12 protein-coding genes are annotated in these 13,223 nt (G+C 62.3%); 7 read left to right on the plus strand and 5 right to left on the minus strand.

Features of this window, described 5'->3' with window-relative positions; genetic code table 11:
* Positions 1-28: 28 nt before the first annotated feature.
* The 5 genes from VDQ28_RS16730 to gabT all read right to left on the minus strand — a co-directional run bounded on the left by VDQ28_RS16730 (position 29) and on the right by gabT (position 6,708).
* Entirely contained in the window at positions 29-1,021 is a 993-nt protein-coding gene (locus VDQ28_RS16730) for a carbon-nitrogen hydrolase family protein (protein WP_323037010.1), read from the minus strand.
* 33 nt (positions 1,022-1,054) lie between these two features.
* Entirely contained in the window at positions 1,055-1,486 is a 432-nt protein-coding gene (locus tag VDQ28_RS16735; RefSeq protein WP_323037011.1) for a universal stress protein, read from the minus strand.
* A gap of 12 nt (positions 1,487-1,498) precedes the next feature.
* The gene (locus tag VDQ28_RS16740; RefSeq protein ID WP_323037012.1) at positions 1,499-4,255 is read right to left on the minus strand and encodes a TRAP transporter permease; all 2,757 of its coding nucleotides are present in this window, start codon (positions 4,253-4,255) and stop codon (positions 1,499-1,501) included.
* A 148-nt stretch (positions 4,256-4,403) separates the two neighbouring features.
* Positions 4,404-5,360, minus strand: a complete 957-nt coding sequence (locus VDQ28_RS16745; RefSeq protein ID WP_323037013.1) for a TAXI family TRAP transporter solute-binding subunit — start codon at positions 5,358-5,360, stop codon at positions 4,404-4,406.
* Between the two features lie 73 nt (positions 5,361-5,433).
* Positions 5,434-6,708: a 4-aminobutyrate--2-oxoglutarate transaminase gene (gabT, locus tag VDQ28_RS16750; RefSeq protein WP_323037014.1), complete on the minus strand. Its 1,275-nt coding sequence runs from the start codon at positions 6,706-6,708 to the stop codon at positions 5,434-5,436.
* 190 nt (positions 6,709-6,898) lie between these two features.
* Here gabT and VDQ28_RS16755 point away from each other — a divergent pair, with 190 nt between their 5' ends.
* The 7 genes from VDQ28_RS16755 to VDQ28_RS16785 all read left to right on the plus strand — a co-directional run bounded on the left by VDQ28_RS16755 (position 6,899) and on the right by VDQ28_RS16785 (position 13,209).
* On the plus strand, positions 6,899-7,495 hold the full coding sequence (locus VDQ28_RS16755) for a cupin domain-containing protein (protein ID WP_323037015.1): 597 nt from the start codon (positions 6,899-6,901) through the stop codon (positions 7,493-7,495).
* Between the two features lie 127 nt (positions 7,496-7,622).
* A complete protein-coding gene (locus VDQ28_RS16760; protein WP_323037016.1) occupies positions 7,623-8,792 on the plus strand; it encodes a UbiA family prenyltransferase in 1,170 nt (389 codons plus the stop codon).
* A gap of 5 nt (positions 8,793-8,797) precedes the next feature.
* The gene (locus tag VDQ28_RS16765; RefSeq protein WP_323037017.1) at positions 8,798-9,058 is read left to right on the plus strand and encodes a hypothetical protein; all 261 of its coding nucleotides are present in this window, start codon (positions 8,798-8,800) and stop codon (positions 9,056-9,058) included.
* Entirely contained in the window at positions 9,055-9,468 is a 414-nt protein-coding gene (locus VDQ28_RS16770) for a GtrA family protein (protein WP_323037018.1), read from the plus strand. The genes VDQ28_RS16765 and VDQ28_RS16770 overlap by 4 nt, the downstream gene beginning before the upstream one ends.
* On the plus strand, positions 9,465-10,787 hold the full coding sequence (locus tag VDQ28_RS16775; RefSeq protein WP_323037019.1) for an FAD-binding oxidoreductase: 1,323 nt from the start codon (positions 9,465-9,467) through the stop codon (positions 10,785-10,787). Before VDQ28_RS16770 ends, VDQ28_RS16775 begins: the two co-directional genes overlap by 4 nt.
* On the plus strand, positions 10,784-11,518 hold the full coding sequence (locus tag VDQ28_RS16780; protein ID WP_323037020.1) for an SDR family oxidoreductase: 735 nt from the start codon (positions 10,784-10,786) through the stop codon (positions 11,516-11,518). The genes VDQ28_RS16775 and VDQ28_RS16780 overlap by 4 nt, the downstream gene beginning before the upstream one ends.
* A gap of 161 nt (positions 11,519-11,679) precedes the next feature.
* Positions 11,680-13,209, plus strand: coding sequence for a hypothetical protein (locus VDQ28_RS16785; protein WP_323037021.1), 1,530 nt, complete (start codon positions 11,680-11,682; stop codon positions 13,207-13,209).
* Positions 13,210-13,223: the final 14 nt, after the last annotated feature.

The following is a 13,223-nucleotide window of genomic DNA, read 5'->3' on the forward strand; positions in this document are numbered from 1 at the left end:
CGCGAGCGACGTTCGCGCGCGACCCCGATCAGTCTGTTGTTTTAATGCCCGGGACTCCCGGGATTCCCAGATCGCCGTTAAACGGTGGACCCATTCTTTTATGCGTGCCACCAGTGATGCTGTTGTCACGCAGATTGGCGTCGCTCGACCGCAACCCGGCTTGCGTGCGCTGCTGCGGCATTTCGAGTTTGCCGAGGCTGTGCAGATAGGCGTCGGTTCCCGAAGCGCGGTCATACACCGAGAAATCGACGCTGCGATCGCGGAACGACTTGAGCACTTGACCCAAGCCCTTCATGCCGGTTTCGCGCTGACGACGAACCTGCGTCAGGTCCACCTCGATCGGGAACATGTCCTCCTGGCCCGCCGATTGGTGCAGCACCAGAGCGCCCGGATCGACGACCAGCGAGCGCCCATTGCCCCCGGCCCCCAAGCCATTGACATCGAACACATAACACTGGAATTGCGCCGCCGTTGCGCGGGCAATGGCCAGTTCGGCGTCGCGGTCGGCAGTGCCGGTCAGGACCGGGTGCAGCAGAACCTCGACGCCCTGCGAGGTCAGTTGACGCGTGGTTTCGGGGAACCAGATATCGTAGCAGATCGACAGGCCGAAACGGCCAACGTCTGGCACGTCAAACACACAGAATTCCGTGCCCGCCTCGACCTCGGTTTCATAGGGGCGGAACGGGAACATCTTGCGATAGGAGCGCACCAGATTGCCGTCGGGGTCGATCACCGAAGCGGTGTTGAAGATCCGCCCCATTTCGTCTTTTTCGAACATCGAGCCGGGGATCAGCCAGATATTGTGCTTGCGCGCGCCTTCCTGCAACCGCGCCAGATCCGGGTTCAGATAGGGCTGCGCAAACCGTGGCAACGGGCCATAGGGCGCAAGTTCCGAGAACAGCACCATCTGCGTCCACGGAAACCGTGCCATCAGAATATCGAGGCGCTGAAGCATACCGTCGACATTCGATTGAAGCGCGTTGACATACATCTGGATGCCGGCAATGGCAAAAGGGGTCATGGGATTTATATCTCCTGAATTTCAGAACCCCTCTTACGCCCTTAGCACGAGGACCGAAACAGGTGACCTGCGCACAACCCGGTCAGCGCGCGAGCCCACGAGGAATTCCCGCATTGCGTCTGGCGCATGGCTGGCCATGACCACCAGGTCCGCGCCGGTCTTGGTCAGCGTCTCCAGAATGACTTTGTGCACCCTGCCATGGCCCACATGGGCGACGATGTCATCGCCATCAGCGGCTTCTTTGGTGAGGATCTCATCAAGTTGCTTCTTGGCCCGCCTGAGGGCTTTCGCCTCATAATCGGGCGGAAAGTTGGCCTCGACAAGCGAGGTGCCAAAGCCCGGCACAACGGTCAACACATGCAGCGTCGAGTCCCAGTCTTTCGCCAGTTTGATCGCCGCGGGCAGTGCCTTTTCCCACGACTGTCGGTGTTCGAGGTCGATTGTCAGAAGTATTGTCTTGAACATTCTCGCCTCCGTTTACGCCTGCGCTGGTTGAATGCGACGGCGCTGCAACAGGATCACACCCGCCAAGAGCAACAGTGCCGGAATGAACATCCAGTATTTCGCGGGCACATCAACCGGTTGCAGAACTTCCAGAACCTGTTGATCCCAATCCAGACCGGCGCTTTGCGCGGGTGATCCATAGGTGACATTGTCGATCATCACGCGATCCGGGCTGAAGATCAGGTCAAGCCCCGCGTTGGTCAGCCGCTCTTCGCCCGTGGCCCCCTCGCCAATCGGCAAGACGGCGACGAATTCCAGCGGATCGCCAAGATCGTTGACCCCCGACACCCGCAGCCGCAATTCCGACCCCGGAGCGGTGGCCTGTGCCGCCGCCACCAGTTCCGACGGTGATTGGGCCGCATAGGGCGGGTACATCATATCCATCCAGAACCCCGGGCGGAACAGCGTGAAGGCAATCAGGATCAGCGCAATGGATTCGTAGAACCGATTGCGGGTCAGGAACCAGCCCTGCGTCGCGGCGGCGAACAGCAGCATGGCGACCGTTGCGACAAAGAACACAAAGATACCCTGCGCCCAGGTCACGTTGATCAGCAACAACTCGGTGTTGAAGATGAACAGGAACGGCAGCGCCGCGGTGCGCAGCGAATAGAAGAACGCGATCACGCCGGTTCTGATCGGGTCCCCCCCCGAGACGGCGGCTGCCGCGAAACTCGCCAGGCCTACCGGGGGTGTGACGTCGGCCATGATGCCGAAGTAGAACACAAACAGGTGGACGGCGATCAGCGGCACGATCAGGCCGTTCTGCTGGCCAAGCGTCACGATGACCGGGGCCAGCAGCGCCGAAACCACGATGTAGTTCGCCGTGGTCGGCAGGCCCATCCCGAGGATCAGCGACAGGATCGCCGTCAGCACCAGGATCGCCAGAATGTTGCCGCCCGAGAGAACCTCGACCACATCGGCCAGCGCCGAGCCGACGCCGGTCTGGCTGACCGCGCCGACGATGATGCCGGCGGTTGCCGTGGCAATACCGATGCCGATCATGTTGCGTGCGCCGGTGACCAGACCGTCGATCAGGTCTTTGACGCCGTTCACAACCTCGGCCATCAGATCGCCGCCCTGCCCGCGCAGAATCGCCATGATCGGACGCTGGGTCAGCAGGATGAAGATCATGTAGGACGTAGCCCAGAAGGCCGAGAGGCCCGGCGACAGGCGATCAACCATCAGCGCCCAGACCAGCACCACGACCGGCAGGATATAATGGAGACCCGAGCGCACGGTTGGCCCCGGCACCGGCAGATGCGTGGCCGGGGAATTCGGATCGTCCAGCTCCAGCGGCTCCTCGCGCGAGGCGACCCACATCAGGCCGACATAGGCGGCGGTGAGCAGCGCAAAGATGATATAGCTCGCGGTTTCCGGGAAGGCCGGACGCAGCCAGCCCATGCCGTAATAGACGGCGAACGACAGCGCGCAGATGCCGGCGATGATAAAGGCCGTACCCATCAGGCGACGCAGCAGCGGTGGCGGCGTATAGGCGCGCGGCAGACCCTGCATATCAAGCTTCATCGCTTCAAGATGCACGATGTAGACCAGCGCGATATAGCTGATCACGGCCGGCAGGAACGCATGGCGCACCACGTCGAAATATGGGATGCCGACATATTCGACCATCAGGAAGGCCGCCGCACCCATGACCGGCGGCATGATCTGACCGTTGACCGAGCTTGCCACCTCGACCGCGCCGGCTTTCTCAGCGGAAAAGCCGACCTTTTTCATCAACGGAATCGTAAACGTGCCGGTGGTCACCACATTGGCAATCGACGAGCCCGAGATCAGACCGGTCATCGCCGAGGCCACAACCGCCGCTTTGGCCGGGCCGCCGCGCATATGGCCCATCAGCGAAAATGCCACCTGAATGAAGTAGTTACCGGCACCGGCCTTGTCCAGCAGCGAGCCGAACAGCACGAACAGGAACACGAAGGATGTGGAGACGCCAAGCGCGATACCAAAGACACCTTGCGAGGTGATCCACTGGTGGTTGACGATTTCCGACAGGTTGTTGCCCTTGTGGGCGATCAGGCCGGGCATCCATTGGCCCAGCACCGTGTAGACCAGAAACACCGACGCCACGATCATCAGGGCTGGCCCCAAGGCGCGGCGCGTGGCTTCGAGCAAGACAATCAGGCCGATCACGCCAACGACGTAATCCTGCAGGATCGGCGCGCCGACGCGGCTTGAAATCTGCGTGTAAAAGGCCAGCAAATACAGCGACGCCAAGGCTCCGACCACGGCCAGCGCCCATTCCCACGCCGGGATCTTGTCTTTGGGCGAACCGGCATAGACCGCGCCCGACACGGCGACGGCGACCAACGGGATCCACCAGATCGGCGTGTCCTCTTTGGCGGAATACATGAACAGGAAGCCCAGCAGAAACGGCACCCCGATCCCGAGGACCAGTTGCACCTTGGTGCGCGATGACGGGAAGGCCGCGAAGGCCAGGAAAATGGCAAAGGCAAGGTGGATCGAGCGGGCTTGCGTGTCGTTGAACACGCCAAATCCGAAGATGAACGGCAAGGGCGAGGCGAACCACAGCTGGAACAGCGACCAGGCCAGCGCGACCAGCATGACGAACATGCCCACCGGGCCGGTCGTACCGCGTGCACCGGTATCCGACGAGGCGACCAGTTCGTCGAGTTCCGCCTGACTGAGCCCCCCGCGTCCGGCAGCTTCCATTTCCACGGCCGCAGCCTGATGTTGGTCTTTGTTGTCCATGTTCCCCCCTATTCGCGATCCGTGCTTGTTTTTTATGGCACGGTTGATGCGGGTACGGCGTTGCCTGCGTCTGGAAACGCCGATCCGATAGGCACGTCATAGTCTAAAAGGCCCGGCGTTTAGAGCGCCGGGCCTGAGAGTGTTTAACTTACATCCAACCACGCTCGGTGTAGTAGCGTACCGCACCGGGGTGCAGCGGTGCTGACAGACCGGCCGAGATCATTTCTGCCTCGTTCAGGTTGGCAAAGGCAGGGTGCAGACCGCGGAAACGGTCGAAGTTGTCAAACACCGCTTTGACGATCTCATAGATCACGTCGTCAGGCACGTTTGCCGAAGTCACGAACGTCGCGCGCACACCAAAGGTGGCCGTGTCGTTCGGGTTGTTGGCATACATGCCGCCGGGGATCGTGGCATGGGCGTAGTACGGCGCACTGGCGACCAGCGCGTCGATTTCCGGGCCATCGACCGGCACCAGAACCGCATCAACGGTCGACGTTGCCTCCTGGATGGAGCCGTTCGGGTGGCCAACGGTGTAGACAATCGCGTCGACGTTGTTGTCACCCAGCGCTGCGGATTGCTCGGCTGGGGCCAATTCCGACGCCAGAGAGAAATCCGCGGTGGTCATGCCCAGGGCTTCAAGGACCACATCCATCGTCGCGCGCTGGCCCGAACCCGGGTTGCCGACGTTGACGCGGTGACCGCGCAGGTCGCCAAAGGTGGTGATGCCCGCGTCGGCGCGCGCCAGAACGGTGAAGGGCTCACCATGAACCGAGAACACCGCGCGCAGCTCAGGCACGGCCGCGCCTTCGAATTGCGAGGAGCCGTTGAAGGCGTGGTACTGCCAATCGGACTGGGCCACGCCCATGTCCATGTCGCCCGCGTGGATCGCGTTGATGTTGGCAATCGAGCCACCGGTCGAGGGTGCGGTACACTGGATGCCATGCTCGGCGGTGCCGCGGTTCACGAGGCGACAGATCGACTGGCCGACGACATAATACACGCCGGTCTGGCCACCAGTGCCGATGGTGACAAACTGCTGCTGCGCTGTCGCAGACGTGGCCATTGCCATCGCACCTGCAAAAGCTGCCGTTACGAATAGTTTCATAGTTACCTCCTGGGTATTCCCTATTTATTGTCGCCTCAGAGCGCCCGGCCACAGTTTCGGCCCGGCGCCGTCGTCAAGCCCGCAATGCTGTTTCCAGCATATCAAGGCCTTCGTTCAGTTGCGAATCGTCGATGGTCAGCGGCGCCAACAGACGGATGGTATTCGCATAATAACCGCAGCTTAGCAAAATCAACCCGGCATTCAATGCCGCTGAAATCACCGGCTTGATTGCGTCCGGATCCGGCTCGTGGGTGCCGCGTTCCTTGACCAGTTCAAACGCCACCATCGCGCCCAGACCGCGCACATCGCCAATCGGACGCAGCGAGTTGCTCTGGCGCATGGTTGTCAGGCGGTCGACCATGATCTTGCCGATATGATCCGCCCGTGCGCAGAGATTCTCCTCGTCGATCACATCGAGGACCGCCAAGGCCGCCGCGACGGAAATCGGGTTACCGGCATAGGTGCCGCCCAATCCGCCGGGATCGACCGACTCCATGATCTCGGCCTTGCCGATCACGCCGGAAATCGGGAATCCGCCGCCCAGAGCTTTGGCGACCGGGATCAGGTCGGGCTCGATGCCGTAGTGTTCGATGGCGAAAACCTTGCCGGTGCGGGCAAAACCGGTCTGCACCTCATCGGCGACAAGGCAGATGCCGTGCTGGTCGCACAGGCGGCGCAGTTCTTGCATGAAGGCCACCGGGGTCTGATAGAACCCGCCCTCGCCCTGCACCGGCTCGATGACAATCGCCGCAACGTTCGATGGCTCGATATCGGCCTTGAACGTGTGGTAGAGCGCGCGCAGTGATTGTTCCTCGGTCACGCCATGATGCGGGATCGGGAACGGTACATGATAGACGCCGATTGCAGGCGGTGTGCCGCGAGTGCGGTACGGAACCGCCTTGCCGGTCATTGCCATCGTCAGTTGCGTGCGGCCGTGAAACGCGCCAGTGAAGGTGATGACTCCCTGCCGCCCGGTATGCGCCCGCGCAATTTTCACGGCGTTTTCCGTGGCTTCGGCCCCGGTCGTGAAGAAAATCGACTTGGCGTGCTTGATCGGGGCCAGCGCGTTCAGGCGCTCGGCCAATTCGACATAGCCTTCATAGCCGACGACCTGAAACGCGACATGCGCGAAATTCTCAAGCTGAGCTGCCGCCGCCGCCATGACCTTGGGATGGCAATGGCCGGTGTTGGTCACCGCGATCCCGCTGCCGAAATCGAGGTAGCGATTGCCCTCAACGTCCCAGATCTCGGCGTTTTTCGCCTTGGCCACGAAAACCGGCGCGCCGGTGACGACGCCGCGTGGAATGGCCGCCGTGCGACGCGCTAAAAGTGAAGAATTGGTCGTCATAGAGCCCCTCGGCGCATGTAGAAACCTGATTAGTCCATTGCTTTTACAACACAATATTGAAATCAGGCACAGTTTACGGGTTTGATCCACGCTAGCAGCGTCAAAAATATTAATCAATGCCGTTTAAGCGAGCGATACATTTCTTGTAATTCTTGTGCGTTATCGTAAGCTTGGCACCGGAGGGACCGGCATGCAAGACCCGAACCACAAGACAGACCTCGATATCGGCGGGCGGCTGAAAGTGGCGCGCACGAATCGCAGGATGTCACAACGTGAGCTTGCGCGCAAATCGGGTGTCACCAATGGCATGATCAGCCAGATCGAGCAAAATCAGTCGTCGCCGTCGGTCGGGTCGCTCAAACGGATCCTCGATGCGATCCCGATGTCGCTGTCTGAATTCTTCTCGGATGATTTCGACCCGACGCCCCGCTTTGTCTTTCGCGCGCATGAATTGCGCGAATTGAACCCCTACAAGGCATTTCCGGACTCCGGCGCATCGGGCGGCATCTCGCTGCGTCAGGTCGGCAACAGTTCACTTCACACGCTGCAAATGCTGCATGAACGATACGCGCCGGGGGCCGATACCGGTGAGACGCTTTATTCGCATAACGCCGAAGAGGCCGGACTTCTGATTTCCGGGTCAATCGAGATTACCATCGGCGACGACACCTTCGCGCTCGGCCCGGGCGACGCCTATCTGTTTGACAGCCGCATCCCCCATCGGTTTCGCAACATCGGCACCGAAGAATGCGTGATTGTCTCGGCCTGCACGCCGCCGTCTTTCTGATTTTCCCGCAAATCGCGACACACCTGCATCACAGGCAGACAGAGATCGGCGCTGCTCTTGCGTCCGCTTGTATGGGCGTGCGACACAGTGCCATAAACTTGTGTCGCGGAAAAAACAGGGTCACTACATGCAAGATCTCAAGGACGCCCGTCCTGTTTTGGTCGTCGATCTGGACGGTACGTTGATCCGCTCCGATATGCTGTATGAGAGCTTCTGGTCGTCGTTTTCGCAGGATTGGCGCACGCCGCTTTGGGCGGTTGCCGGGTTGATGCGCGGCCGCGCGGCGCTCAAGGCGCGCATGGCGCAATGCGGTGCACCGGATCCGGCCACCCTGCCCTTTACCCCCGAAGTTCTGGAATACGTCAAGACCTGGCGCGATGGCGGAGGGCGCACGGCGCTGGTCACGGCGGCGGATCAGGCATTGGCCGAGTCGATTGCCGATTATCTGGGCGTGTTCGATGAGGTGCATGGCTCGGACGGGCGCACCAATCTGAAGGGCCGCGAAAAGGCCAATTTCCTCGTCGCGCGGTTCGGGGAGCGCGGCTATATCTATATCGGCGACAGCTCGGCTGACATTCCGGTCTGGAAATCGGCCGCGACGGCGGTGACGGTCGGCTTGGCGAATGGCTTGCGCGATACGGTACAGGCGATGCACGCGGATGCCACGCATCTTGCGCCGCCCGCGTCAATCGTGCCGGCGGCGCTGCGCGCCATGCGCCCGCATCAATGGTTGAAAAACCTGCTGATATTCTTCCCGCTTCTGGCCGCCCACCTGTTTTCAACACTCGCCTTGGGGCAGGCGTTTGTCGCGTTCCTGGCCTATAGCCTGGTTGCCTCCAGTGTGTATTTGCTGAACGACCTGCTGGATCTGGCCTCGGATCGCGCGCATCCGCGCAAACGCAAACGTCCCCTGGCCTCGGGCGCCTTGCCGCTGGCGACGGGTATGGCGTTGGTGCCGATCCTGTTGTTGGCCGGACTGGCGCTGTCACTGACGCTGGCACCGCTGTTCTTGCTGGTGATCTGCGGGTATTACCTGCTGACCATCGCCTATTCGCTCTGGCTCAAACGCCGCCCGATCATTGATATCTGCACGCTGGCCAGCCTGTATACGTTGCGCGTCGCCGCGGGCGCTGCGGCCACGGGGCTGGCGCTGTCGGTGTGGCTGCTGGCGTTTTCGGCCTTCCTGTTTTTCGCGCTGGCTGCTGTCAAACGGCAGGCCGAGTTGGTGGACATGGCGCAGCGCGGGCTGCAATCGGTGGCCGCGGCGGGTATCGGGTCAGCGACCTGCCGGTTGTGACGCAGATGGCCACGGCCTCGGGGTTTGTGGCGGTGCTGGTCTTGATGCTTTATGTCAACGAGCCCACCGTCCTGACGCTCTACACCGCGCCGGTTCTGATCTGGGGCGCGTGTCTGGTGCTTTTGTACTGGATCGCCCGCATGGTCCTGATCGCGCAACGCGGCGAAATGGAGGATGACCCCGTCGTCTTTGCCGCCCGCGACCGGGTCAGCCAGATCGCCTTTGTGGTGATCGTCGGGCTCTTTGTCGGTGCAGGTCTGTTGTGACGCGCCTGTCTTTGGTCGGGCGCTATGTCGGGTTCGCAATCCTGGCCACGGTGGCAAACCTTGGCGTGCAACGCGTGGTGCTGTGGGCGGGAGATACGTCGGTGATCTTTGCGCTGGCGGTCGTCCTGGGCACGGCGGTGGGGCTGGTGGTCAAATACATCCTCGACAAACGCTGGATCTTTGCCGATGCCGCAACCGGATTGCGCGCACATGGGCGCAAGTTTTCGCTGTATACGGCAATGGGATTGATCACCACGGCGATCTTCTGGGCGACGGAAACCGCGTTCTGGATGATCTGGCAAACCCATGGCGCGCGCGAATTGGGGGCTGTGTTGGGCCTTGCTGTGGGGTATGGCGTCAAGTACCAACTCGACCGACGTTTTGTCTTTACCGCACGGGAAATCCAATGACGCAACTCTCTGGATGGGGCCGTTTCCCGACCCTCAAAGGCCAGTTGATCGCGCCGCGCACGCAGGCGGATCTGGCCGGTCTTGTGGGCAAGGGTCCGGTGATCGCGCGCGGGATGGGCCGGGCCTATGGCGACAGTGCGATTGCCAAGACCACGCTGGACATGCGCCATTTCAACAAGATGATCGCCTTTGACGACGAGACCGGTCAACTGGTCGCCGAGGCGGGCGTGACGCTGGGCGAGATCATCAAGGCCTTTCTGACGCGCGGTTGGTTCCTGTCGGTGACGCCGGGCACGCAATTCGTGTCGATCGGCGGCGCGATTGCGTCGGATGTTCACGGCAAGAACCACCATTCCGAGGGTTCCTTTGGCAATTTCGTCGATTGGTTCGACCTGTTGGGCGCGGATGGCAGCGTGACGCGGTGTTCGCGCACGGAAAACCCGGATCTGTTTGCCTGGACGATTGGCGGCATGGGGTTGACGGGTATCGTGATCCGCGCGGCGATCCGGTTGAAGCGGGTGGAATCCGGCTGGATCCGGCAAGCCACGATCCCGGCCGCCAACCTCGACGAGGCGCTGGAGGCCTTCGAGGACACCTATTCCGCCACCTATTCCATGGCCTGGATCGATTGCGCGGCGACGGGCGACAAGATGGGGCGCTCCATCGTGATGAATGGCGAGCACGCGGGCCGCAGCGAATTGCCCGCCGCGCGCCGCACCAAGCCGTTTGAGACCCCGCGCCACGGCAAGCGAAGTGTGCCCTTCAACGCACCCGGCTTTGCGCTGAACCCCGTGTCCGTGCGCCTGTTCAACGAGGCCTATTATCAACGCGGCGCGCGTCAACCTGCCAATGGGTTGGTTGGCTGGGGGCCGTTCTTCTATCCGCTGGATGTGATCGGCAACTGGAACCGGATTTATGGCCGCAAGGGCTTCATGCAGTTTCAATGCGTGGTGCCTCTTGAAAGCCATGCCGACGGGTTGCGCGCGATCCTCAACGCCATCTCCCGCAGCGGCGCAGGGTCGTTTCTGGCGGTGCTCAAACGGTTCGGCCCGCAAGACAGCCGCCTGTCCTTTCCGATGGAGGGCTATACGCTGGCGCTCGATTTCCCGATGAACAGCCGCAGTCTGGCCCTGATGCCCGAACTCGACCGCATCACCGCCGATCACGGCGGGCGGTTCTATCTGGCCAAGGACAGCCGGATGTCGGCGGAAATTCTGCGCGAAACCGATCCGCGCTGGCTTGGTTTTGCCACAATGCGCCGCGATCAAGGGCTGACCGGGCATTTTGCCTCGGCACAAAGTGAAAGGCTGGGACTGTGAGCAAATCAATCCTGATCCTGGGGGCCGGGTCGGATATCGCCCGCGCCTGTGCGCATCGCTACGCAGCCGAGGGTTATGCCGTCCGCCTGGCCGCACGCAACGTCACTGCCCTCGAGGCGGACGCCACCGACATGCATCTGCGCCACCGGGTCGCCGCAACCACACATGCGTTTGATGCGCTCGACACCGGCGGATTTGCCGGCTTCATTGACGGCTTGCCCGAACTGCCCGACGTGGTTCTGAGCGCGGTGGGCTTCATGGGCGACCAGCTTGACAGCCAGAGCGACCTGGAGGCCGCGACCATCGTCCTGCGCTCGAATTTCGAGGGGCCAGCGTTGTTTCTGGGTCTGATGGCGGAACGGTTCGAGGCGCGCGGCTCTGGCGTGCTGATTGGCATTTCATCCGTGGCGGGCGACCGGGGGCGCGCCTCGAACTATGTATACGGCGCGGCCAAGGCCGGGTTCACGGCGTTCCTGTCGGGTCTGCGCAATCGGTTCTCGCGCACCGAGGTCAAGGTGATCACCGTAAAACCCGGCTTTGTGGCCACCAAAATGACCGAAGGCATGGACCTGAACCCCCGTCTGACCGCCACGCCCGAGGCCGTCGCCGAGGCCATCCGGCGCGCGCAATCCAAGGGCCGCGACGTCATTTATGTCAAATCTATCTGGTGGTTGGTCATGGCGATCATCCGCATGCTGCCCGAGATGATCTTCAAGAAAACCCAACTGTGATTGACCACGTCGGCGGAGCGTTGCCGATGTCTGATTGAGCGTTGGCGACGTTTATTGCTCGTTAGCTGATTCGCGGTTATGCAGTGCTCATGATAAATGGGACAGTGGGACCGCGTTCGCAAAGAACGTCTGAGAGTTCCGTATTCACACCGCATCGCGCGGTGCTGGTTGGCGCCAGCACAGCCGCACTGACTCTGGGCGCATGGGCGCTGTCGTTTCTGGTCCCGATGGGACCGGAAACGACCCCACCCAGCGCAAGCATCGCGTCGCTGACGCCGATGCACCAAAGCGCCGTGACGGATGCGCCGCCGCCACAAATCTGGCTGAGCTCACTCGTGGGCATCACCGACGGGCCTTTTGCCCACCCGGATTATTCGGTGGAACCCGTGTTGCCGCGGGTCGTGGGGCCGTTGCCGCCACTGCCGGTGCGCCCGGTATCGCCGAGCACAGCGGCCACCAACGTGGCTGTGGCTCCAGTTGCTGACGCGCCGGTTGACACGTCTTTGGCGCAAAGCCCGGCACGTGCCGAGGGTACGCTTGAGGAGCGCGTTTACACGCCCGCAGCCGCCACGCCACCCGCGGATACCGCGGTTGCCTTGGCGTCTCTGCGCGCGCCGCGACGCTCGCTCATTCCGGTGGCGCGTCCGCGTGTCGAAACGGCCGCCGTCGAAGCCGTCGCCGAAGCTGCCGTCGCAGCCGCCGTCACCGCTGAAGCTGCCGCAGCGACGCCGGAAACCTCCGATTTCGCGCTCGCGCGGTCGCTCTCGCCCCTGCGCCGCCCCGAAACCGTCACGCGGCTGGCAAGCCTGAGCCTCGATGCGGCGCGTGCCCCGCTGGTGGCCGAACCCCGCCGCGAACCGTTGAGCGTGCCGCCCCTGGCGCAAGCGATTGCCCGGTCCGACCGCTGCGAAAGCGCGATGACCCGGTCAATCCCACGTCGCGCGGGTCGCGCGGGCGATGGGTCAGCCGTCATTGGACAGTTGACATCGGCCTCGGGCAGCGCCCGCGACAACGCCGTCATTCAAGAGGTCCTCTCGGGCAATATTCCCGACTTCTTGCGCAATCTTGTGCCCGTGACCTTCACCGGACAAGCGTCGAACGGGCAACAAACCCAGGTGACGATCTGTGTCATGCCCGACTATCTCGCGGTTGGCTCGAACGCGGATTATGTGCGCGTTCCCCTTGGGTTGCCCGCTGCAACGCGCGTGGCCGAGCGGTTCGACATGGTCCTGCCGACAACGCGCATGGTCGATGCGATCTATGCGCAGGCCAGCGTACGCCTGTCGCCCTCGCCGATGACGCCAGGGTCGCAAATGGCCTCGACCAATTATTTCCTGCAGCACAACGCCACCGTCGAGGGGCAGCGCGCCAGCAGTGGTGGACGTCTGGGGCAACTGGTCTCGGGCCACAAGAAAGACCTCGTGCTCACCAATCGGCTGGAGCGGAATCCCGGGCGCGTGGCGATCTATGGCTGGCATCGCCGCAGCGGGTCGCCGATCCAACCGTTGAGCACCGTTCATGGCGCGCAATACGCCGACTACAGCCACGGTGTACGGCTGATCAGCCGCACGGCTTATGTCAACGGACGCGCGGTCGATCTGCGGGACGTGCTGGCCGACAGCCGCTTTGCCGGACTGGTCAGTGCCGAGGGGACGATCTCGAACCGTCAATTGCTTGCGGCGCTGCGCTAACCTGCGCAAAACCG

Source organism: Pararhodobacter sp. (assembly GCF_034676545.1).
Taxonomy (GTDB): Bacteria; Pseudomonadota; Alphaproteobacteria; order Rhodobacterales; family Rhodobacteraceae; genus Pararhodobacter.